Below are 23,209 nucleotides of genomic sequence, written 5' to 3'. Positions count from 1 at the left end.
GGCGGGACGCCCACCGCACAAGAATTTCACTCTGTGTGGAACAGGCATCTTGCCTGTTCTTGAGAATGGTGTAAGATGTTAATTTCATCAAACTTGACTGTAAAATTTAGATGCCCCTGGGCTTAGTGAAGCAATACTACTGACAAATAACAACTAACTTATTGTCACGATCGAGGTCTTCCCAGACTTGTAATATAAAGCACAGCTTCACCCGCAGGAATACCGAGAACGTCATTAACGCGATCGTCAAAAAAGCCCCCGATACCGCTGACACCCAAACGCAGTTGCATAGCTGCTAAATTCAACCGCTGGCCCAAATGACCCGCGTCCATGTGCAAATAGCGGTAAACTCGATCGCCATATTTTGCTACAGCCCTGTTCAAATCCGCCGTGTGAAACAACAGCGCCCCCGCATCCCTGCCCAAGTCTTGCCCCAAACACAAAAAATGCAGTTCCCTGCGAAAATTTTTAAACCGAATTTGCCGCAATTCTTGAGCTTTCGGAGCGTAATAGTAACAGCCTTCTTCTAACCCATTCACTCCCGAAACAGCAATAAAAGTCTCGATCAAACTTAGATCGAAATAGTCGGGAGAACCGTCTAACCCTTGGTCGATATAGTGCTGCGGCTGGTAAGTAAAATCGAGCATAGCTAGCAGTTCGCCCAAGCTCAAAGAAGCACCTGTATAAGCACGAGTCGAACGTCTTTTGAGCATAGTGTTTTCTAAAGTTTCTAGGTTCACTCCCCAAGGAATCGAAGGAGTTACCGTCGAAACTTTAGTACAAAATGGAAAGTTATATTTATCCTCTAATTCCCCTTCACTTTCCTCAAGTTTCCAGCCGTCATATCCGGTAGGGTCTGATTCTAAATACGTCGCTTTGTGAAGGTATTTTAACAGTTGACCTTCGGAAATTTTCGGGTAATCAGTGGTGGTGTTTCCGGGCAAAGCTGTTTTAAATTTAGGCAAGTTTTGGTCAATATCTAGCAAGTCGGCTAAAGCAACTATACAAATCGCTCCTTCTTGCTCCGAGTCAATGTAAAGTAATTCATTGACAGCTTCGTCGGCGAATCCTCCAATCAGGTGAGGTCGGTAATCGTTGACGGCGCAAGCTAACTCGATATTACTCAATAAATGACCGGTGTCTAGAAAAATTCGCCTATAAGCTCGGTCTTCATAACGCCAAGAAGAACGGAAAAAAACAGTAGTAATGGCGATCGCCAATTGGGTATTTTCTAGCGCTGGCGACTGGAAACAAGCTGCTTGCAATGATGGCCAAACTTGACTGTCCCAAAAATGAACAAGTGAATGAGTTCTGCACTGATAGTTGTAGAGTCCGGCCGGTAACTGGGCAGTGCCACGGGAGATTAAATAAACCTCTGCTGGGTAGAGTCCACCCGCCGACGGTGCAGAGCGCAAATACAGGTAGCTATCGTCTACCGTCTGGACTTTCGCCGTCAACCCGTAGCTGCACAGCAACAAGCTAGATAACCGATGCCACCAAGCGGCATCGGGATCGGCATCGGCATCCTCCGAGGGGTCTTTTAGATAAGGCTTGAGGTCAAAATACGCTCCAATTTTATATTCTTTGAAAGGCACAGGTTGCTCTGTCCAATCTAGCTGTTTGCTTTTAGCAGCAATGGTTTCAGGGTTGTATTTGGTGCGTTCGTGGTAGTGCTCAGCAATGGAGAGAGGATGTTCTGGCATATTTCAGTAGAGGATTGGCTTTGGTTTCTCGATCGATCTTGACATTACTAACCGCTTACTGGTCGAGCAAGGCAGAAATTTACAAATATAAAAAAAATCTTAGAAAAAATGCGACTGTTGTTACACAAGCTTAACATAAGAATATGCCTAAGTATAAATACGCAGAATAATAACCATTAATTACTGTTATGGATTGGCTGCAGTAGCTGTCGTCATGAGGAGTGAAAATGCAAAAGCTAAGCGCTGAGGAATTGCTTGCTCAGTATGCTAAGGGCCAGCGAAACTTTAACGCCGTTGACTTAAGTGAAAATAACTTGTTTCAAGCAGATTTGACAGAAATAAATCTTTCTGGTAGCGTTCTGAGGCGAGCTTATCTGCCCTACGGAAATTTGACGCAAGCTAATCTTTATAAAACTGATTTGCAAGAGGCTGAATTGGGCGATATTCAACTTTATCAAGCTAACTTGTCGGAAGCAAGTTTATCAAGAGCAAACTTATCAAGAGCAAATTTGCGTCACGCAAATTTACAAGGTGCTAATTTGCAGAAAGCTAATTTGCAAGGTGCGGATTTGTACAATGCAGATTTGACGAATGCCGATTTGAGATATGCGGATTTGAGTCGAGCTAATTTGGAGAAAGCAAAGTTAAGCAAAGCTCAATTAGCGGGCTGCAACTTATTTCGATCGCGCTTGGTTGATTTGTCGGAAGCGGAGTGCGATCGCACTACTATCGGGCCCGAAGGCTATTGATGATTTGCAGCGGCTAATCTAGGGCGTAGGGCGATCGGCTTAATTAGTCGTGAAGCGTAGCTATCCCGTAGGGAATCGCCCTTTTTAAAATTTCTTAACATTTCTAGACACCGGGGAAAATGTGAGTTACAGTCGTAGAGAACTTATCGCTCCGCAACATTGACAAAAAATAACACATTTTTCCAGCGGAAAACAGGCTAAAATTTATGAATTCTCCTGACAACAAATCCCGAGAACTCCGGCGCAAAGAACAAGAACTGCGGAAGCGCGAACAAGAACTTCGGCTCCGCGAACTAGAAGCCGAAATCGACCGCTCTGTGCCCGAACATCTAACGAGTAAGTACCAAGAACCAGACAGCCAAGTTAATGGCAAACTAAAACTGTGGCGCAGAAAAATTATAGCAGCCGCTCAATTTACAGGCATTGTCATTGCTGTTATCGTTGCAGTTCGGATAGCATCTTGGCTGGCAGCCGCGCTGATAGTGGGAGGCATTGCTTTTATTGCTTACAAAATGTTTATTGAAGAAGACAAAAGTTGAGAATTTCAAGCAGGAAACTATCAGGAAATACCCATGAACCTTAAAGTAAAAACTAGCAACTTTCTCAACGATTTAGAGCGAGTAGCCGCCGTCCGCCGAGAAATTGCCGATCGCCTCAGCAACATCGCCACAGCCATCAACCAATCAGAATTAGCAGCAGGAGAAGCATCGGGAAAACTCGGTCTAGAAACAGACAACGCTGACATTGATGTCGCCAGTAAAAACTTGCGCCAAGGAGTCTTTCGCCTGTTAGTGCTAGGCGACATGAAACGCGGAAAAAGCACTTTCCTCAATGCGTTAATCGGCGAAAACTTACTGCCCAGCGATGTAAATCCCTGTACAGCTTTGTTGACGATTTTGCGCTATGGTTCAGAAAAAAAAGTTACTGTTTATTTCAATGACGGCAAAAGCCCAAAACAGCTAGATTTTAAAAGTTTTAAACAGAACTACACAATTGACCCCGCTGAGGCAAAACGTTTAGAAGAAGAAAAGAAACCAGCATTTCCAGATATCGATTGTGCCGTAGTAGAATATCCCTTACCTTTGCTGGAAAAAGGCATAGAAATAGTAGACAGTCCCGGACTAAACGATACAGAAGCCCGCAACGAATTATCTCTCGGTTACATCAACAACTGCCACGCTATTTTGTTTGTACTCAGGGCAACTCAGCCTTGCACCATGGGTGAAAGACGTTATTTAGAAAATTACATCAAAAATCGCGGATTGAGCATTTTCTTTCTGATTAATGCTTGGGATCAAGTGCGGGAAAGTTTGATTGACCCGGATGATCCTGAAGAATTGGCAGAAGCAGAAGGGAAACTGCGACGGGTTTTTCAAGCTAATTTGGCTGAATATTGTTTAACCGAAGGACATGATATTTACGACGAGCGAGTGTTTGCAATTACCTCCATTAAGGCGCTCAGGTTGCGGATAAAAAACCCGGATGCGGATTTGGCAGGAACTGGTTTTCCCGAGTTTATGGCGGCACTGAATACGTTTTTGACGCAGGAAAGAGCGATTTCAGAATTGCGTCCGGCGAGGACTTTGGCGCGTCAAATTTCTGCTCGCGTCCGCGAGGCTGTTGGGCGCCGATTACCATTACTCGATCGCGATGTCAATGAGTTGAAGGAAAAGATTAATTCAGTTGAGCCAGAGTTTAAGAAGCTGACTCACATTCGCGATGAATTTCAACAAGAAATTCTCGAAGTTAGAGATAGTAAATCGCGGGCGATCGCAGATTCTTTCCGCGCCTACGTTCTCAATTTAGAAAATACCTTTGAAACAGATTTCTTGCGGTATCAACCGGATCTGAAATTTCTGGATTTCTTCAGCCAAGGCAAGCGAGAAGCCTTTGAAGCATCGCTAAAACGAGCATTAGAGCAGTACATCAACGACAAATTAGCAGCTTGGACGCTCACAGCAGAACAAGAGATGAATTCCGCATTTTCGCAGCTATCGAAAAGTGCGGCAAATTACGGAGCATCTTACACGAAAGTGACCGAAAAAATCACAGAAAAACTGACTGGGCAAAAAATACCAGCAGTAGTCAGTAACTCCAACGAAGATAACTCGCCAGCTTGGGCAAAATGGGCGATGGGATTGTTCTCGTTAACGACCGGAAATCTGGCGGGCGTAGCAATGGCAGGAGCGGGTTTTGATTGGAAAAATATCTTGCTGAATTTAATTACTGTGTTAAGCGTTAGTACGATTCTTGCTAGTTTGACGGGGATTGTTTTGGGACCGCTGTACTTGGCTTTATTGGGGATGGGTGTTGGGTTTTTGCAAGCAGACGGAGCTCGCAAAGAGTTGGTGAAAGCTGCGAAAAAAGAGTTGGTGAAATATCTGCCGCAGGTGGCTCAAGAGCAGTGGCAGCCGATTCACGATGCTGTGAAAGAGTGTTTTGATGTTTACGGACGAGAAGTGGGCGATCGCATGAATGCGGATATTAATTCTCGGAAAGCGGAGTTAGATAATTTGCTCGAACAAAAGGAATCTCGCGAGATTAATTGTCAGGCTGAATCTGAGCGCTTGAAAAAATTGGAGGCTGATGTTTCTGCCGAGTCGCAGAGTATTGAATCGCTATATCAAGCTTTCCTAGCATCAGCTAGATGAAATAAAACAACAATATGCAACAACCCGAAATTTATCAAAACCTGACCGACTATCTCAAATCAGCACTCGGTATTCTCGAACTTGACAAAAACTCGCAACTGTATCGAGATACAACCTCAATCTGCGACTATCTCGCCAAACCAACTTTTCAAATTGCTGTCTTTGGCCCGTTTAATTACGGCAAGTCAACTTTGCTCAATGCAATGCTTGGAAATCGTGCTTTGCCGATCGACCTTGTGCCCACTACAGGTGCTGCCATTTATGTCAACTACGGCGAGGAATTGCACGCAAAAATTACCCTGAAAGACGGCACGGAAGTTAGCGAACCGGGGACTGATGTTTTGAAACGCTACGCCATCCTTGACGACGCGAGACAAATGCGGGATGATGTGGCGGCCGTTAATGTTTACTGTCCCCATCCATTCTTGAAAACGGGTGTGGAATTGCTGGATTTGCCGGGAACCAATGACCGGGAAGAACAGGATAATTTGGTTCGGGATAAATTGCTAACGGCTGATTTAGTTGTGCAGGTTTTAGATGCTCGCAAATTGATGACTTTAGGTGAACGGGAGAACTTGAGAGATTGGTTGAGCGATCGCAACATCAACACTGTACTCTTTGTTGCCAATTTTCTCAATCTACTCGAACCAGACGAGCAAAAACAAGTATACAATCGGTTGTTGTTTGTTGCCGAAAGTTTTCGCTCTAACTTGCCGAACAATATCAGCAATATCTACCGCGTCGATGCTTTGCCGGCTTTGAGGGCGAGGCTGAAAGGAGATGTGGCGGCCGCCCAAACTACAGGAATTGCCGTGTTTGAATCGGCTTTGCAAAGTATTGTGGCAGATCAACAGGAACAACTAGCAGTTAAGTTGCCCAGAATTGAAGCTATAGCTACTAAAATTTGCCAATCTCTCCGAGCCAAAGCTGAAAATGTCACCGCAGAAATAGCCACTGCTCAAAAAAAGCACAAAGACAAAATTGAAATTAAACAAAAAGCCGAAAAATTAATATCAAAAGGCTTTCAAGCAAGCGTTTCCGATTTCGAGATTTGGCTTTACCAGCCCACACTTTTGCAGCGCTATCAATCGGAAATGGCGTTGTCGCTTCAGGAAGGAAGTTTTGATGCGTGGAAGCTAAAATTTCAGCGAGAGGTCTTACATCAGCAGCAAACCATCGCAGAATGGGTAAATAAAGCTTGCGAATTCTTTGAGAAAGAACAGCCGATCGCACTTTTGATTTCCTTTCCTCCATCCCCACAAGTCAGCTTACCCGAACCGCCACCACCTCCAGCTCAAAAGTCGATCGACAGCGAAGTGGCTCCAGTGGCGATCGCCACAGGCTTAGGTTGGCTATTGGGCGGGCCGGTGGGAGCCGCAGTAGTCGGCGGTGCTAGCTATATTTTGAATAAAAGAACTGGGAATGAAAAGCCGCCTGAATCGTCAGAAGCTTATCTAAATCAAGTAACGGAAATTTGCAGCGAGGCTGCTAAAAACTATCTCGCTCGCTTCAGTACCGATACTTTTTCCATGCTGCAACACTACAAGGAAATCGCCGGAAAAGTTATCAGTTTTCAAGACAGTAAAGAACCGCTACAGACCAATATTCAGCAATACCAGATACAGTTAATCAATAATTTGTTAGAAAATATTGAATCCTGCCTTCAAATGACCAAATCTGTAATTAACGGCAAATGATCCGAACCGACATTTCGGCCAGTACGAATCTTCAAAACACCAATTTCTTTGCTGACTAGAAAGTGATCGATCGGAATATAAGCCAGCGGCATAAAAGTCGGCCAAGTCGGTAAAATGCCAAACCCCGATCGCGCATTTCGCAAATTTCCGGTTTTTACCATATTTTTGTAGAACGGCGACCACATTGTGGTATTTAAATCCCCAACCACAATCAGCGGATTTTTTATTTGGGCTGCATACTCGCCGATGGCTGCTAGCTGTTTATTGCGATTTATAAAACTCTCCTGTTTGACTGGCACAGTCGGATGAGCAAGAATCAGAGAAATGATTTTACCTTGAAATTTAACATCTGCCGACAAGCTCTTTCTTCGCGTTGAAAAGGCTTTAACCGAAGAATTTTCTAAAGGCAGCTTGCTGTATATTGCACTGCCAAATCTCTCAGATTCTTGCTGGGTAGAAGAGTAAGGAAAAATCTCGCTTAAAACCGATAACTGTTTTGCCCAAGTTGAGTTGACTTCCACAAAAACCGCGATATCAGGTTGTTCTGCTTTAACCAGCGATATCACCTCAGAATATCGCCGATTAGCCCTTAAAACATTTGAATGCAAAATCCGCAAGTTGTGTCCGGGAGTTGCTCCGGCAACTGCTGGCGCTGGAAAATACCAAGGAACAATTTCCGCTAAATTAATAATAATGCAAAATGCGCTCACCAGCCACCATATTTTTTTTGAGCGCACGAGAGCGAAAAATATAAAAGTAGAGAAACCAACCACCAGGTATTGTAGTTTAAAATGGGAACTCAACTCAAAAAAAATGTTGAATTGTCCTAAATAACCGACTATTGACAATACGACATTTACAGTTGCTGCGATAATAAACCATTTTAAAATTATGTGTTTTAAACTAAGGTTTTTGTTTGGTATGCTGTGCATCACCGCCCATTTAATCTTGATTTTAAGGTCGTTAGTAATCGGCAATTTATCAATTTCTGTTACCAGTTGTTCTGGGTGTTCCAACACTCGCCGCTTTTGATAAAATCTCACCAGCAAGCTATCTACCACAAAATAACTAAAATAATTGGCAACAAATCCTACAAATACCAACACACCTAAACCGATCAGCATACCAAAGGAACCGCCGACTTTGACCAAACCCGACCAAACGGCTGCATCACCTGTTTTTCCTGTAGCTAATATGGCGATAAATAGCATTAAACTCGGCAATCCGATGGTGATTGTGTTTCTGATTAATATGTCCATTATACAATTTTATATTTTATATTTTAGATGGAAATGAATGATGCAATTTCTATAGTCAGCACTCCGGAATGGTTGACTTAATAACGGCTTGACAAAATAAATAAACTCCTTAATTCTCATATATTTCTAATGGTAAGTTGTCGGGGTCTCGGAAAAATGTAAACCTTTTTTCGGTGATTTCGTCAAGGCGAATTTCTTCTACTTCTACTTGTTGGGATTTTAAGTAAGCAACTGATGCTTCTATGTCCTCAACTGCAAAAGCTAAATGTCTCAAGCCACACGCTTCAGGATTGTTAATTCTTTCAGGAGAATGGGGAAAGGAAAAAAGCTCGATGGTGTCGCCGTTTCCGACTCGCAAATCTAGTTTGTAAGAATTCCTCTCGGTTCGGAAAGTTTCTTTGATAATGGAACATCCCAATACTTCTACATAAAATTTTTTCGAGGCTTCGTAATCCGAGCAAATAATCGCCACATGATGTATTGCTTTTATTTTCATCTGAAAAAAGTTAGTTATAGCTGAAGGAAGAAGGAAGAAGGAAGAAGGAAGAAGCAGTAACAGCAATGGTTTCAGCCATTAAGAATGTCAATAGCGTCGGGCGCGATTGCTATAGTTGGGTTTTTTTTCAAAAGCACAGCACGCTATTGACAATTATATTTGACGATCGCAGACTCTGCCAGAAACCCTGCTAAATTCAGCGCGATCGCCCTTTATTTTCCCCCGTCCAAATCTTAATCTAAAAATTTCTGCAAAAAAAGTACCCTACTTTGATAAAATGAGAGTTTTGCAGTCAATCACCCAATTTGCATCTCAGGAGACAAAGATTATGGCCCGTATGTATTACGACACCGACGCGAACCTAGACCTCTTAGCCAACAAAACGATTGCTATCATCGGCTACGGTTCCCAAGGACACGCCCACGCGCTTAACCTCAAAGACAGTGGCATGAATGTCGTTGTCGGTTTGTATCCCGGTAGCAAATCTGCAGCCAAAGCAACCGACGCGGGTTTAACAGTTCACCCGGTAGACAAAGCAGCCGCCGCCGCTGACTTCATCATGATTTTATTGCCCGATGAAGTTCAAAAAACTATTTACAAAGAACAAATCGAACCGAACCTTTCTGAAGGAAATGTTTTAGCATTTGCTCACGGTTTTAACATTCACTTCGGCCAAGTTGTTCCCCCTGCCAATGTAGACGTAGTAATGGTTGCCCCCAAAGGCCCTGGACACTTGGTGCGACGGACTTACGAACAAGGGGAAGGTGTTCCGAGTTTGTTTGCAGTATATCAAGATGCTTCCGGTCAAGCGCGCGATCGGGCAATGGCCTATGCTAAAGGTATCGGTGGCACCAGAGCTGGCATCCTGGAAACCACTTTCCGCGAAGAAACAGAAACGGATCTTTTTGGCGAACAAGTAGTTTTGTGCGGCGGTTTGAGCGCATTAATTAAAGCTGGATTTGAAACTTTAGTTGACGCCGGATACCAACCGGAATTAGCTTATTTTGAATGTTTGCACGAAGTTAAACTTATCGTTGACTTAATAGTAGAAGGAGGCCTCGCCAAAATGCGCGACAGCATCTCCAATACCGCAGAATACGGCGATTTAACTCGCGGCCCCCGCATCGTTACGGATCAAACCCGCGCCGAAATGCGGAAAATTCTCAGCGAAATTCAATCCGGCCAATTTGCCCGCGAATTCGTTCTGGAAAACCAAGCTGGCAAACCAGGTTTTACCTCCATGCGCCGTCAGGAAGCAGAACATCCTATTGAAGAAGTTGGTAAAGATTTGCGAGCTATGTTTAGCTGGTTGAAAAAGCAAGCCTAATCAATTTTAGATTTTAGATTTTAGATTTTAGATGGGAAGACCAATCTAAAACAGCCCTGGAGGCATAACCTCTATCTGTAGGGTGTGCAATGCACACCTTACCGCTGGGAGGAAAATCTAAAATCTTAAGTTTAATCGATTACAGATTAGAGAGTGGATAAAAAATCTCTAATCTACAATCCAAAATCTAAAATCGTACTGTTGGGTTTCGCTTCGCTTAACCCAACCTACAATACTACAAGAAAATGGCTAGGTATTGTTAGAGAAACCGGGTTTGTCGTTGGTAGCTCAAAACTATCGACTCGGGCTAGGACTTTTTTGCAATTTATCAATATCCTGTTGCCTTTTCTCGTTGAAATCTCTCGGCCTCAACCAATCTGGCCACAACCCGACGAAGAACTTTCGGCTTGCCACACTAGTATCTCTTACAGGTTTGGGGAGAAAAGTTAAAGTGTCACCGTAAAGGGTAAATAGGGCTGCCAACAGAAGCAATAGCGGGATAAGATTTTTTTTAGGCATCGCAGTTTGGGAGTAGAGTTTGTGGAAGCAGTTTGTTATATTTTGCCCTTGCACGGAAAAAATATATCAGAAACAGCTTAAGAAAAAAATACACCCTTCGGGGCTAAGCGGCCGCCCATACAAAAGGAAAAGCTGCTAGTCGTAATATCGTTTCCGCTGACATCGGAATCATAATTTTCCGAGTGCCGTGGGAGCTTCCCGTGTGGCTCCGTGCTCTCAGGAGCGACCGAGAAGACGCACTCAATTATAATTTCCATGTCACCTTATTTGATATTACTACAACTCTTAATAATTAGTTATTAGCTGATGACTAATTATTAATTACTAATCACTACTTATTCCCTTTAAGAAAAGTTTGCACTACTGCATTAGTTTCCGGGGAAATTTCTGTTACTAGCCGCACCGGGATTGCCGATGTGGAAGCAAATTGCGCGTATTCTGGTGTTAGAAAAACTGCATATTTATCAGCTTCAGCAGTTAGTTGCGCGGCGGTAGCCAAACTTACAGCTTTAATATAATTGCGTGTGCTAACAGCTTGGTCGCCGACAACTTCATCCCCGGTAATTACTGTACTCGGTCTACGAACCTGGTTTAAAGTTGTACTGGGATCTTTGACACTTAAATGGGTTCCTCCTACCAAACCAACTAGCCATTTAGGAGATGGAATTTTCGGAAAGCCTGCAATTTGTTCGGCTAAGGCGGGAGTTGTTTTGTCGGCAGAAGATGCTACTATTAAGGTGGGAATTTGAATTGCACTTAAACCCGTTTCTCCAAATAATAATGATGTGATCGGATTCATGGCGATCGCCCTTTTAATCCTCCCATCCCGCAACTGATACCGTTCTTCGGGCAATCCGGCCGCCGCGCACTGAATGCCTTCGCCTAAGCTGAACCCAATCAAATCCCCCTGACACCTTTGTTTGAGTCCGCTCAATTGCAGTTCGGCGCCGGCCAAGGACAAGGCTGTAGCGCCGCCAAATGAATAGCCAATTATTACCGATCGGTCGATCGCCATTCTCCCCTGCAAGTTATCATCAGTTTGGTTCAATTTTGTCAGTTCGTCGAGTACAAAACTGATGTCTTTGGGACGGTCTAAAAACTCTTGAGGAGCTAGCAAGGGACACTTCCCCGCCATCGCAGCATTGGTATTCGTCTCGTTGCTGCCCGGATGTTCTAAAGCTGCTACTACATAGCCGTGAGACGCCAAATGCTCGGCTAAGTAGCGCAAATCCGTGCGGACGGAACCCAACCCGTGAGAAAAGACGATCGTCGGTTTGTCGGCTGTCGCAGCTTCCGACCAATACACATCAACTGGAATAAGTCGATTGCGGGCACTATCGTTCAAATCTAGCGCCCGTACCTGCACCAAATTAGGGCCGGGCTGGGTTGGATCGAAAGGCAGCTTAAACGCGGGTTTAACCGCTGCTAACTGAGGTGAGATCGCCGCCATAAAGCGCTGAGTTTGCCAAAAACTGGCGTTCATATTTCCCAAAACTGTGAAAGCTCGATCGAGATCCACCACTACTCGCGAGCTCGGATAAGATTCAATAAAACTCAATACCGATAAGCCTTCCGGCGCGTTTGCTCCCTGCACCAAAGCGGCTCGCAGCGCTTCCACACCGGCACCGTCGCGTCTGGGTATCACTGTAGTCAAATCCGTCAGGATGGCAGTCCCGATGCCTGTATTTAGCAAGTTGCTCAGACCTACTACATTGAGGGGAATTTTCGCTTGCAGCGCCCGAAAAATTTTATTCCGCTGTTCCTCAGACAGGAGATTGGCATAAGCTTGCAGTCTGGCGGGGACTTTTCCTGTTTCTGCGAGTTCGCGCAAATCCGCCACCGATATTGACGATTCTAAAATACCTTTGCGGACAACAACTGTTTCTGCTGCTTTTACAGAGGATGTCGTGCCACTCAAAGGGCTGATCGAAATCGAACCCAAAACACTCGCCACTGAAGAAAACCATCTGAAATTTGGTCTGATGCTCATTTTTACCTTATTGAACTAGAGGGGGTAGATCACCATATTCTCAAAATTCTCCCAGATACCGAGATATTGTTCTAGATGCCGAGAAATTGCCTCCATCGGGGTGCGATCGGCAAAGCCTCTACGCATATTTACTGGCAGATCGCACATTCCGTACCTAAGTACACTTCTTGTGCGGGTGCTAATGATGATGAGTTGAAGGATTTTTTAATCGGCAGCCCAAAAAATACCAACTTCGCGAGTGAAAAGAGCGATGTAGTGTATTTCCAAACCGCGCAAGGGTGCGGAAATTTTGCTAGCAATTCCGTTGGATTAGGATTAAATATAAGACTTACACAATTGTCAGAAATAGGGCTTAAATTTTAGGTATGTAGTTGCGCTTGTGCGCTCTTTCTTAGCTTAGGAAAGAGCGAGTCTATCGCAACTCTAGCAGTTCTCAAGCGTGGTGAGGTATGGGGGCGAACCCTATGCCCTATGCCCTATGCCCTATGCCCTATGCCCTATGCCCTATGCCCGCCAGAGCACCTCATGTTACTTAGAAAGGCTATACATACCTTTGTTTAATTTGCCAGTTGGCTTTAGTCCTAAAATATTAACCGCAGATGAATTCAGATTCATAACATCATCTGCGGTTAATCTTCTCCTCAAGATACAGGAAAATAAACAACAAGCATCGAAATATTTTGGTGAGTCCGGGCGATTGCTTCCGGTTCTTTGAGAGTTCCCGGTTTTTCCCACAAATTTTGTTGCTGAGAAATTGTTGTTAAAATCAGCAAATCGTGTTCTAACAAATTCTGCGAAACTAACTTGATAAAATTTCCCCGAACCCGATTTACTGGTATCTCAGAGAGAATTCCCACCTCCGCCGCACTTTGGTTGCTTTGTTCCCGTTTTGTCGCCACCAACAACACTTGCAAACTCGCCTTGAGTTCCTCGGCCAAACTCTTAGCAATATCCACGGTTTCCTGAAATCCAAACCGAGTCAACTCGGTGTCAGTTACCGCCAAAATAACTCTGGCTGTATTCTGGAGAGGATCGGGAAATCGAGCAATCAGTACGGGTACGGACGATCGCCTTACCACATTGTCAATGATGCTGCCAAAAAAATTGTCGCGAGTCGTAGAAAATCCCTTCCAACCGCAAACAATTAAACTAGCCTCGCGTTCGGTTGCACTCCGTAGGATTCCGCGATCGATCGCATCATCTATCCTTGCGATCGGTTCAACCGCACAAGCAGCGGCATGGGCGACAGTTTCCGCAGCCGTCAAAAGTTGAGTTTGCTGCATTTTATCTGCCGGTGAAATTGCTTCCCCGCGATCGGACAAAATATGCAGCGGTAGCAAAGTTCCCTGAGATGTTTTTGCTAAAATCAAAGCCAAACGCAGCAAATTATCTTCCGTATTCGGATTAGCAACAGGGACTAAAACTCGCTGTCCCCATGAATGCTTTCCCGAAGTAGCAGTCGGCAAACTCGACCCCGGCTGCTGCATTTCTTGACCCCACCGAGATACAATCCAAGGAGAAGCGACACAAGTTACTAAAATCATGGCAATGATGCCGTTCACCGTTACGCGATCGACCAATTTAATGTCAAAAGCAACCGTAATCGCCGCCAAAGTAGAGGCAGCTTGAGCAACAGAAAGACCGAACATTACCATAATGTTCGGAAACTCAAAACCAAATAATTTCCCCGGTAGCCAAGCAGCAAAAAACTTGCTTACCACCTCTGCTAAAATCATCACCGCCGCCACCAACAAAGACTGTGGCTGCTTCACCAAAATTAGCGGGTCAATTAACATCCCCACAGAAATCAGAAAAAACGGCACAAACAGCGTATTGCCAATAAACTCAATCCGATTCATCAGCGGACTCATTTTGGGAATAATTTGAGTAATGGCAATTCCCGATAAAAATGCACCAATAATTGCCTCGATTTCAATTAATTCTGCTGCGTAAGAAACGAGAAATAGGGTAGCCAATACAAATATAAATTCGGCATTCTCGTCGTGGCCGAATTTCTTAAAGAACCAGCGACCGATTTTGGGGACTCCCCACAAAGTAGCAAAAGTATAGATAGCAAGAGATGGAATGAGAACCAGCCAAAAATCGAGCGTAAGATTTCCTTTGTAAGCTTTGACGACAATTGCTAGCACCAACAGTCCCAACACATTGGTAATTAAAGTTCCGCCCAAAGTCGCAGTAATAGTCTGAGTTCGCATCAATCCCAATTTGGTGAGAATTGGCAGCGCTAAAAGCGTGTGCGTAGCAAAACAAGAAGCGACTAAAATTGCAGCCAGCCAGCTATATCCCAACAGCAGCATTGCTCCTGTCCCCAATATCATCGGTAGCGAAAAAGTAGCCAGCCCAAATATGACAGCTTTGTCCGCATTGAGTTTGAGGTCGTCGAGGCTAGTTTCCAGTCCCGCTAGGAACATTAAAAACAGCAATCCTACTGTACCTAACAAAACAATAGTAGCGTCCCGTTGCAGCAAATTGAGACCGTTGGGCCCTACAATTACGCCAGCAATAATTAAACCGACTATTCCCGGCAGTCGCAAGCGCTCAAATACCAGCGGCGCGATTAGCATGATTGCTAAAAGAACTAGAAAAACGGGAACGGGAGCGGTAATCGGGCCGGAAGTTAACATGAATTTCACCCTAAATATTGGCAGCGAACTGCTACCATATTTAAAAGGAAATAATCAAAATGTCTATCAATCTAAAGAGGTATTATCAATAAATTACAGCGTAATTGGTAATAAGTATGACTGGGCGAGCAACTCGGTTTATTGGTCAAATATGGGATGGCTGACTAGAAAATTCTGCAATAAACCGGATTTTTTGTTCGCCGCGCACAAGTCCTGATTTGGCATACCTATAAAAAAGGGAAACGTGCTTTTATTTCTTGCTCTTCCCTATTTAAAATCTAAAACCGGGAAAGGTTTCGCCGCTTCCATCTGCGCCGCTAAAGCAATTAAAGTTGCTTCCGCAGCCGGCCGCCCGATAATTTGAATTCCCACAGGTAAACCGTTGTTATCTAAAATGGCAGGAAGTGAGATCGCAGGCAAACCACTAGCATTAAACGGCGGACAAGGAGCAACCCAATTAATAATTCGCTGCAAAGTTTCTTCAAAGCTCAAATCCGCCCACTCCCCAACCCGGATTGGCGAGTGCATATAAGTCGGCAAAACTAACACATCAAATTTTTCAAAGAATCCCACAATCCGCCGTGAAATCACCTGCATTTGATTCACCGCCCGCAAATATTCCCCAGCGGAAATAGTTCTTTCTAACAGCCAGCGATTCATCGGTTCCAAAGCAGGGCCTGGAATGCCGCTTGCCGCCGCCCCAGACTGCCAAATTGCGATAAACGGTTCGATTAAACCCGTAAAATCAGGGCATCCCGGTTCGACATCGTGACCCAAATCAGTCAGTAACTTGACGGTTTCGAGTACCGCTTGCTGACAGATAGCCGAAGCCTCGCCCACAGGGGAAATACTGGTAGAAAAAGCAATTCGTAGCTTGCCTAACTCTTGAGTGGAAGCTTCTAAAAACGTCGGATTTGAATCTGGTAGCCAGTACGGATCGCCTGTTGTGTAGCCTGACATTACATCCAAAAGTGCGGCGGCGTCAGCTACAGTGCGCGCTAGGGGGCCGTTGGCAGAAATGCCGCTGAGGTAATCTCCGACGGGGGCCCAGGAAACTCGCCCCCGCGATGGTTTAATGCCCACTAAACCGCAGCAGGAAGCTGGGCCTCGGATCGAACCGCCACCGTCTGAACCTTGGGCGATCGCGCATAAACCCGCCGCTACAGCCGCCGCTGAGCCGCCGCTGGAACCTCCGGGCGTATACTCTAAATTCCAGGGATTGCGCGCCCGCAGGAAACCTGGGGGTTCGGTGTAAGGCAATGAGCCAATTTGAGAGGTTGCTGTTTTGCCCAGAATGTTAAATCCCGCTGCTTCGATCCGCCATACCACGGACTCGCTGTAGTTAGATATGTTATTCACCAAAGCTTGAGTGCCATAGGTACAGGGAACGCCGGCAACTGGTGTCAAGTCTTTAATCGCAATTGGTACTCCGAAAAAAGGTGGCAATTCCTGTGGCTTGTTTAAGCCAGCTAGTTGCTCGGTTTGAGATTTAGCCAGGGCGATCGCCCGATCGGCCGTTACTGTAAAATAACTGCCAAGCTGAGGGTTTAATCGATCAATCCGTTCCAAATAAAGATTGACAATTTCTAAAGGCGACACTTCCAGGGCGCGAATCGACTTCGCCAACTCCAGAGCAGGAGTAAAAGCCCGATCGACAGAATTCATCCGTTTAACTCCTTAATAGTTGGCCAAAGTATAATTTAATACTGTTGAGTTGCGGCAAACTCTTTTCCTTAAGAAATTTATCCAAAAAAGTCAAAAGTCCATATGTGATCATATATCGAGAGTGATGGCATCCTCCAATTGGCAGAATATTTCCTTAGTAGTGCAGCACTACGACCCTATCTTGGGATAGACTGAGAACAACAGTTAAGCTTTTGTGCAAGAGACGCACAATGGCGATCGGCATTGTTCAACTCCCACAAATCATCTGTTCGAGTCAGCCTTCTCACCAACTTAAGGTAGCGCATATGACACAACAGCATCCGCCAGCTCCTCGCCCGCCCGTACCCGGAGCCCCCCCACCGCCAGGAATGCCCCGCCCTCCAGCTCCAGGGATGCCCCCCAGAGCAGCAGGAATGCCGCCAGCACCGCCGCCTGCCGCACCAGCACTAGCAGCGCCACCCGCACCAGGGCCGCAATCCTTCGCCACACCTAAAAGCCAGAGCTCTAGCAGCGGCGGAGTTCCGAGTTTGAAAGAGCTAGTAATCCGAGCCAAAGATGAAGGAGTATCCGACCTTCACCTGGGAGTAAACGAAGTTCCCCGCTTCCGCACCCGGGGCGAGATTGCCGACATCGGCTATCCACCGACCGATTTAGATACGTTTTTTGGCTGGTTGCGGGAGTGCATGAGCGATGAAGAAATTGAAATTTTCCAAAAAACTCTAGACTTTGACGGCGCTTTCGACTTCGGGTTCGTCCGCATTCGGATTAGTTGCATGGACTCCTTGGCCGGCCCGGCAATGGTGCTGCGGCTAATTCCTGCCAAAATAATGACACTGGAGGAATTGAAACTGCCGGAGGTCTTTAGAAAAATATGTGGCTACCACAAAGGGCTGATTTTGGTGACAGGCCCGACAGGTTCGGGTAAGTCTACCACCTTGGCTGCGATGATCGACTACATCAATAAGAATAAAGCCTACAACATCATCACCATTGAAGACCCCGTAGAATTCGTACACGAAAGCAAAAAATCCTTGATTAAGCACCGGGAAGTCGGCAGGCACACCCTCAAGTTTATGAGCGCTCTCAAAGGCGCTCTGCGACAAGACCCGGATATGCTGCTAGTAGGAGAAATTCGGGACAGAGAGACGGTGGAAATCGCCCTTAAAGCCTCTCAAACCGGTCACTTAGTTGCAGGAACCCTGCACACCAACAGTGCGGTTAAGACCCTGAACCGGATTCTGGATATGTTCGGGGCGGAAGAACAGGATGCCATACGGGTTTCAATTTCCGAATCCCTAGTGGCGATTATTGCTCAACTGCTGTGCAAAACCACAGACGGAAAGCGGGCTGCTTTCCACGACGTTATGATCAATACCGACGTGGTTAAGGAATACATTCTGAAGGGTCAGAATGAGGAAATTAATCAAATCATGATCAAAGATACTTATGAAGGCATGACGACGATGAATAAGTCGCTCTACGGTCTGTATCAAGAAGGTCGGATTACTGAAGAACTTTGTGTAGAGAATTCGCCGTTCCCGAACGAAATGGCTCAGATGCTCCGAGGTCGAGTCTAAAGGTCGAGTGTTAACAGTTAACTGTTAACAGTTAACTGTTAACTGTTAACTGTTATTGGTGTACTGAATTGAAAGTCGATCGCCCGATTTTGCCAGAAATTTTTAAAGGCATTGCGCTGTTTACACCAGGGGGAGACTTAATCTATTGCATAGACCCGCACAAGCAAACTCGCTGGCATTTGCAGTTGTGCGTAGCTCTACAGGAGCTCCTCGGTTTGTCGGAACCCCCGCATTTTCTGATACCTTGCTACACGGCAACCGTTGACTCCTGGCTCGATCCAGGCGATCGGCAGGTGCGGGTTGTTGCCGAGGCTTACCCCCCCGTGCTGCGACATCAAACGCTGCTGAACGCCATTTTTGGGACTGGCGACTTAGTGTGGCATCCCCGGAGCGAAGAAATGTGCGAACCGATGGCGATTGCTACTTATCACGAAGAATTCCCCGAACTTTGGGAAAATCACGACTTAGTTGTACAGTATGCCAGCCCCGAAGCTCGATCGGACTGGAGCAGTTCCATAGTAACTCCCTTGGGCTTTCCGCAAGCGCAGCAAACTCGGCTTTCCAAACCAACAGCACTCACCCCACCGCCACAAACTCAAGGGTACGTTTTGCGTCTGTTTGTTTCCGGCAGCAACCCCAGCACCGAACGCACCCTAGAAACTTTACACCAGTTTTTAGAGCAATGCCTCGATCGTCCCTACACTTTAAAAGTAATTGATGTTTTGAAACATCCAGACCAAGCTGAGGCAGATCAGATTTCAGCAACTCCTACTTTGATTAAAATCTGGCCGAAACCCGTGCGACGAATTGTCGGGGAATTGAACGATGATGAAAAAATAGTGCGGCTGCTGAGCTATTCGGAATTTTAGATAGGGTCGAGGATTTTTGCGATTATTTACTACTGGCGATCGCGGTTTTAGTACCGATGGAATTAACAACATTTAGTAATTCAGTCCTAGACGCAAAAAGTGGTGTGGCGTTCTACTTGTATCGGTTAGGTGTTATTGGGCTGTACACCCTAAATATAACGTCAGTACGGGTTAAGCAGCAGGGGGTAAAGCCCAGTGTATATTGAGAGAGGGCTTGGAGGGCTGGTGACAATAAGCAATCAACCCACAGACGACATTGACCAGAAAATTGATGGGGCTGCGATGTCGAGAATGCTCAATTTGAGAGATGTTCTGAAATTCGTCAATAATCGTTTCAATAATCGAACGTTTTCGGGAAATCAGCTTGTCAGGAACGTCGCATCAACTGATTCTTCATGTTGCGCTTGGGTTTGGCAAAAAATGTGATACCAAAGTCCTCAAGCAACTGCCCAGCCTACTTTTTGGAGACGTAGCCCCGGTCGGCGAATACTTTACCAAAGCACTCAGAGAGTAGCTCTCTGACGGGCTTGCGGTCATCGGTATTGCCTGGTGTCAAGGTAAAGTTGAGCAGTTCTCCGTGTTCGTTGACCACGATATGAAGCTTGAAACCAAAGAACCAATCGACCGAGGTTTTGCCCCGTGCCGCCAGGTTTTCAAACACGCAATGGCTCGAAATGCGTCGATTGTGGCACACCTTCTGTGCTAGTTGAATCGATGAAGCTGATGCCACTACAAGTCCCAAAGCACTGTTTGAGATAGACGCATAAAGGCATCAAGCTGGAGGGCATCCAATCGACAAACCGTTGATAACTGGGGAGTCCGGTTCAAGCCGGTCGCCAATAGACACTCACGTGTTTCTCGTAAAAATGCTTAAAATTGCGATAGGACTGTTGGTGAAAGCTGACGAGAATCGTCATGATTTCACTCAAACTCAAGGAGCGGCGACGCTGACGGTGCTTCAAGCCATTGCCTAAAAGCGTTGCCTGCCATCTCGGTTCAAAGCTTTGACAAAAATCATCGATCTGGCAAAAGAGATCTTCTAGACTAATCATAGGAAGGGGGGCTGAATGAATGTTTTTTTGAGATTTTCAGCATTATCCCCTTCCTTTTCCTGTTAGTCGGTGATGTAAATTGGGTTTAAGTCTTGCTGGGAAAGGGCTTCAGCTTTTTTTTAACCCGTACTGACGTTAAATATAGAGGTTCTGCATCCATGAGTGAATTGCGGGTGAGGCACTGCACTTACCGCGAATAATTAGGTTAACTTACTTTGCTGGAAAATTGCAGTAAGGTGGGCCGAAGAGCACCCTACCTTACCACAATCAATCTGGTAATCAGGAGAATTGAAAACCGTGCCTGATCTCAAAAATGTCGATCGACTTAATCAGGAACACACACCTCCGGAGCGCACAAACTGGGGAAATCCAAAGTTGTGACTTCCAGCGTATCCAACTCAACTTTCCGAATTACATGATTGTTCGTATCAGCAACAAACAAATGAGGCCCGATCGCACTCAACCCTGAAGGTTCAAAAAATCGAGCCTTGAGACCTTTAGCATCAACCAAACCTGCTGTACCATCTCCAATCATTGTTCTGCACGTACCGCCCCGGTGGTCGATCCGCTTAATTTTGTGATTATAAGTATCAGCCACCCAGAGGTAATTTTGAGCGTATTCAACACCCAAACAGTGCTGCAACCTTACCTCCTCAGCGCGACCATCTTTATCCCCAAAACCAAACAATTCACCGCTACCGCAAACAGTGCGAACCTTCGGGTCTTCATCTATACCCACAGCACGAATCGAACTAATTTCGCTGTCGGCAACAAACAACTCCGATCGATCCGTAGACAGGCCACTGGGCTGAGAAAAAGCAGATTCTGCAAGATTCCCGTCAACACAGGATTCTCGGCCAATACCTGCATAAGTGCCGATCGTGCCAGTGTCTAACTGCATTTCCCAAATTTGGTGGGAACCCGCCATTGCAATAAAAAGTCTATTTCCAACTCTTTCTAAATCCCAAGGGGAATTCAATTGCGTTTCTAAAGCCTTGCCGCTGCGGGGTGAAATTTCGTGACTTTGTTCGCCCGTACCAGCAACAGTTTCTACCCGTTGAGTGGTAAAATCAATCTTTCTGAGAGCATGATTTTCCGTATCAGCAACATATAGAATTTGACTTTCTGCATCAAAAGCCATACCTTGAGGTGCAAAAAACTCAGCCTCTTCAAAGTCCCCGTCAGTTAAACCCGGTTTGCCGCTACCGATGACGTGCAGCACTTCACCTTCGAGGGTGCTGACAACAATCCTATTGTGTCCAGAATCGGCAATAAATAAGCAAGAACCGACTAAGTTTTGTATGACTGAATTAGCAGGCCCTGGCAATACAGTTTCATCTACAGATTCATTTTCCTGACTCATTTCGCCCAAAAGCGCAACCTGTTGGTGAAGGTGTTTTGCCTCCGTTGCAGCGATCGCAAATGCCAGCACTTTACCGGGAAAAGCCAGCGGTGTTGATACAGGTTTGCGCTGTTTTTCTAAGCTAAAACGGAGTTGTTTAAATTTGAGTGCATTTTTATCTTTGTATTCAGCAATTAACTTGCCAACTAACTCGTCAAGTGCTTCTCTATTGCCTTCGCCGGAAACAAAGCCGACGACATAACTTTCAGGATCGATCACCATTAAAGTCGGCCAAGCGCGAACCGCATAACTTTGCCAAACTTTCATGCCACTGTCAACGATTACAGGATGTTCGATATCGTAGCGGAGGATAGCTTGGCGGATGTTTTCTACTTCTTTTTCGTTTTCAAATTTAGCCGAGTGAACGCCGATAACCGTGAGGGAATCTTTATATTTTTGTTCGAGGTATTTTAAGTCGGGCAGGACGTGCAAGCAGTTGATGCAGCAGTACGTCCAGAAGTCGAGGAGGACGACCCGGCCTTTTAGAGATTCAATGGATAAAGGTTTGTCGGTGTTTAACCAGGGGTAGTTTCCGGGGAATTCTGGTGCTCTGACGCGGGGCATGGATATCTCCTTGGTGGGGGGTGAATATTTTTTTACTTCTTTAATTTAGCGGGAAGTTTCGCGGCATGGGGGGAAAGCTGATTAAAGCAGGGTTTTTGGCGCAGGGAAGATGCGTGTGCGACGAAAGGGGGGCGAGAGGGGCGAGCAGGTCTCACTGTCCTTTTTGCGTATAACGCTCTTTCATCACTCTGGATAAAATAAAACAACCTTTTTTTGTCTAGAGTTTCATCTATTATTAATATGACTTTTTTCCCATCGACTCTCTCTAGTATTAACGACAATCTTAATTGTTGACAAGCATTAATATCCCAGGGGGAAACTGTTAAAAGATGATGTAGAGATTGTTCATTTTTCAAGCCGACAACTTTCGCTATTCCTGTTAGCGATTTTCGCTTGATTTCGGAAATAATCCCTATAATTAGATACTTGAAGTTTTCAAAACTTCTTACCTCGGGAAATAGATGTTGATAGGCTTGACAGTAAGCTGTTCGACATTCAAACTGCATCATTGGTGGCTCAGACCCCATGCTGTAACGGGTTCAAGCAATAAATTTAAATGAGTAACAGCTTATTCGTCTACAAAACTGACTGTAGGGACTGGTGGGCGGTGTACTACCATACATTTTAACTATTTGAGGACTTCAGCAATATTATACTATGGCTAAAGTGATGAAAGAGCGCTAAAATGAGAAATTTTCGGCAGTAGTGCTATTTTTTTAGCATTAATGCTATTTTTTTAGCATTAATACTAGTTTTTTAGCATTAATACTAAAAAACTAGTATTTGCTTGCATTCTCAAAACAGGCTGTGCTTAGATGTAGACATCGAAACGCGACAGCCAATCGCTCGTCAAGTGACAACTAATTGATAATAGCAAGATCGTCGAGGCGTGTGCAATTTTTATCAATTAACTGTGGATTGCTCGTCAGTCGTCAGTTAACAGATCGTCCGCATAGGAGTGGTAACTACCTGGGGGGGTGACAAAGATGCCTAAGAGATAGACCGAATCAGGGTTGCAGCCCGCATACCTTGTTGGTAAAAGCG

General features: G+C 45.3%; 17 protein-coding genes and 1 pseudogene. 8 read left to right on the top strand and 10 right to left on the bottom strand.

All coding sequences use genetic code 11. The features are described 5' to 3' along the window. Positions 1-164: 164 nt before the first annotated feature. Positions 165-1,703, bottom strand: a complete 1,539-nt coding sequence (locus QUA10_RS20720) for a SagB/ThcOx family dehydrogenase (protein WP_333084369.1) — start codon at positions 1,701-1,703, stop codon at positions 165-167. A gap of 227 nt (positions 1,704-1,930) precedes the next feature. Between QUA10_RS20720 and QUA10_RS20715 the strand changes: the two genes are divergently transcribed. The 4 genes from QUA10_RS20715 to QUA10_RS20700 all read left to right on the top strand — a co-directional run bounded on the left by QUA10_RS20715 (position 1,931) and on the right by QUA10_RS20700 (position 6,800). Continuing rightward, the gene (locus QUA10_RS20715) at positions 1,931-2,452 is read left to right on the top strand and encodes a pentapeptide repeat-containing protein (protein WP_333084370.1); all 522 of its coding nucleotides are present in this window, start codon (positions 1,931-1,933) and stop codon (positions 2,450-2,452) included. 206 nt (positions 2,453-2,658) lie between these two features. Further along, positions 2,659-2,991, top strand: coding sequence for a hypothetical protein (locus QUA10_RS20710; protein ID WP_333084371.1), 333 nt, complete (start codon positions 2,659-2,661; stop codon positions 2,989-2,991). Between the two features lie 33 nt (positions 2,992-3,024). Next, positions 3,025-5,103, top strand: a complete 2,079-nt coding sequence (locus QUA10_RS20705) for a dynamin family protein (RefSeq protein WP_333084372.1) — start codon at positions 3,025-3,027, stop codon at positions 5,101-5,103. A 14-nt stretch (positions 5,104-5,117) separates the two neighbouring features. Continuing rightward, entirely contained in the window at positions 5,118-6,800 is a 1,683-nt protein-coding gene (locus tag QUA10_RS20700) for a dynamin family protein (protein WP_333084373.1), read from the top strand. Here the strand turns inward: QUA10_RS20700 and QUA10_RS20695 are convergent. Then, positions 6,767-8,059, bottom strand: a complete 1,293-nt coding sequence (locus QUA10_RS20695) for an endonuclease/exonuclease/phosphatase family protein (protein WP_333084374.1) — start codon at positions 8,057-8,059, stop codon at positions 6,767-6,769. The two genes, QUA10_RS20700 and QUA10_RS20695, sit on opposite strands and share 34 nt — an antisense overlap. Before the next feature lie 109 nt (positions 8,060-8,168). Then, complete coding sequence (gene gloA2 / locus QUA10_RS20690; RefSeq protein WP_333084375.1) at positions 8,169-8,555, bottom strand: SMU1112c/YaeR family gloxylase I-like metalloprotein; 387 nt, start codon at positions 8,553-8,555, stop codon at positions 8,169-8,171. A 277-nt stretch (positions 8,556-8,832) separates the two neighbouring features. Here gloA2 and ilvC point away from each other — a divergent pair, with 277 nt between their 5' ends. Beyond that, positions 8,833-9,882 (top strand): ketol-acid reductoisomerase, encoded by a 1,050-nt coding sequence (gene ilvC / locus QUA10_RS20685; RefSeq protein WP_333084376.1) that lies wholly within the window; start codon positions 8,833-8,835, stop codon positions 9,880-9,882. 850 nt (positions 9,883-10,732) lie between these two features. On the opposite strand, the gene QUA10_RS20680 is transcribed toward ilvC, so the two are convergent. The 3 genes from QUA10_RS20680 to QUA10_RS20670 all read right to left on the bottom strand — a co-directional run bounded on the left by QUA10_RS20680 (position 10,733) and on the right by QUA10_RS20670 (position 14,976). Then, on the bottom strand, positions 10,733-12,391 hold the full coding sequence (locus tag QUA10_RS20680) for an alpha/beta hydrolase (protein WP_333084377.1): 1,659 nt from the start codon (positions 12,389-12,391) through the stop codon (positions 10,733-10,735). 15 nt (positions 12,392-12,406) lie between these two features. Continuing rightward, positions 12,407-12,538, bottom strand: coding sequence for a hypothetical protein (locus QUA10_RS20675; protein ID WP_333086357.1), 132 nt, complete (start codon positions 12,536-12,538; stop codon positions 12,407-12,409). Positions 12,539-13,032: 494 nt separating this feature from the next. After that, positions 13,033-14,976, bottom strand: a complete 1,944-nt coding sequence (locus tag QUA10_RS20670; RefSeq protein WP_333084378.1) for a cation:proton antiporter domain-containing protein — start codon at positions 14,974-14,976, stop codon at positions 13,033-13,035. Between QUA10_RS20670 and QUA10_RS20665 the strand changes: the two genes are divergently transcribed. Continuing rightward, positions 14,975-15,253 carry a hypothetical protein gene (locus tag QUA10_RS20665; RefSeq protein ID WP_333084379.1) on the top strand — a complete coding sequence of 93 codons (279 nt, stop codon included), beginning with the start codon at positions 14,975-14,977 and terminating at the stop codon, positions 15,251-15,253. The genes QUA10_RS20670 and QUA10_RS20665 overlap by 2 nt on opposite strands. Before the next feature lie 50 nt (positions 15,254-15,303). On the opposite strand, the gene QUA10_RS20660 is transcribed toward QUA10_RS20665, so the two are convergent. Further along, positions 15,304-16,701: an amidase gene (locus QUA10_RS20660; protein WP_333084381.1), complete on the bottom strand. Its 1,398-nt coding sequence runs from the start codon at positions 16,699-16,701 to the stop codon at positions 15,304-15,306. Between the two features lie 305 nt (positions 16,702-17,006). On the opposite strand from QUA10_RS20660, the gene QUA10_RS20655 reads away from it, so the two are divergent. Both QUA10_RS20655 and QUA10_RS20650 read left to right on the top strand, forming a co-directional pair. Further along, positions 17,007-18,278, top strand: coding sequence for a type IV pilus twitching motility protein PilT (locus tag QUA10_RS20655; RefSeq protein WP_333084384.1), 1,272 nt, complete (start codon positions 17,007-17,009; stop codon positions 18,276-18,278). 68 nt (positions 18,279-18,346) lie between these two features. Next, positions 18,347-19,147, top strand: a complete 801-nt coding sequence (locus tag QUA10_RS20650; RefSeq protein WP_333084385.1) for a circadian clock KaiB family protein — start codon at positions 18,347-18,349, stop codon at positions 19,145-19,147. Between the two features lie 171 nt (positions 19,148-19,318). On the opposite strand, the pseudogene QUA10_RS20645 reads toward QUA10_RS20650, so the two are convergent. The 3 genes and pseudogenes from QUA10_RS20645 to QUA10_RS29160 all read right to left on the bottom strand — a co-directional run bounded on the left by QUA10_RS20645 (position 19,319) and on the right by QUA10_RS29160 (position 22,674). Then, a pseudogene (locus QUA10_RS20645) lies at positions 19,319-20,196 on the bottom strand (IS982 family transposase). Positions 20,197-20,524: 328 nt separating this feature from the next. Continuing rightward, positions 20,525-22,165 carry a thioredoxin-like domain-containing protein gene (locus QUA10_RS20640; protein ID WP_333084386.1) on the bottom strand — a complete coding sequence of 547 codons (1,641 nt, stop codon included), beginning with the start codon at positions 22,163-22,165 and terminating at the stop codon, positions 20,525-20,527. 32 nt (positions 22,166-22,197) lie between these two features. After that, positions 22,198-22,674, bottom strand: coding sequence for a transposase (locus QUA10_RS29160; RefSeq protein WP_445243597.1), 477 nt, complete (start codon positions 22,672-22,674; stop codon positions 22,198-22,200). Between the last annotated feature and the right edge of the window lie 535 nt (positions 22,675-23,209).

Source organism: Microcoleus sp. Pol8_D6 (genome assembly GCF_036700965.1).
In the GTDB taxonomy this organism is placed as follows: Bacteria; Cyanobacteriota; Cyanobacteriia; order Cyanobacteriales; family Microcoleaceae; genus Microcoleus.
The sequence above is the reverse complement of the archived record's forward strand: the minus strand, read 5'-3'. Positions and strand labels throughout refer to the sequence as shown.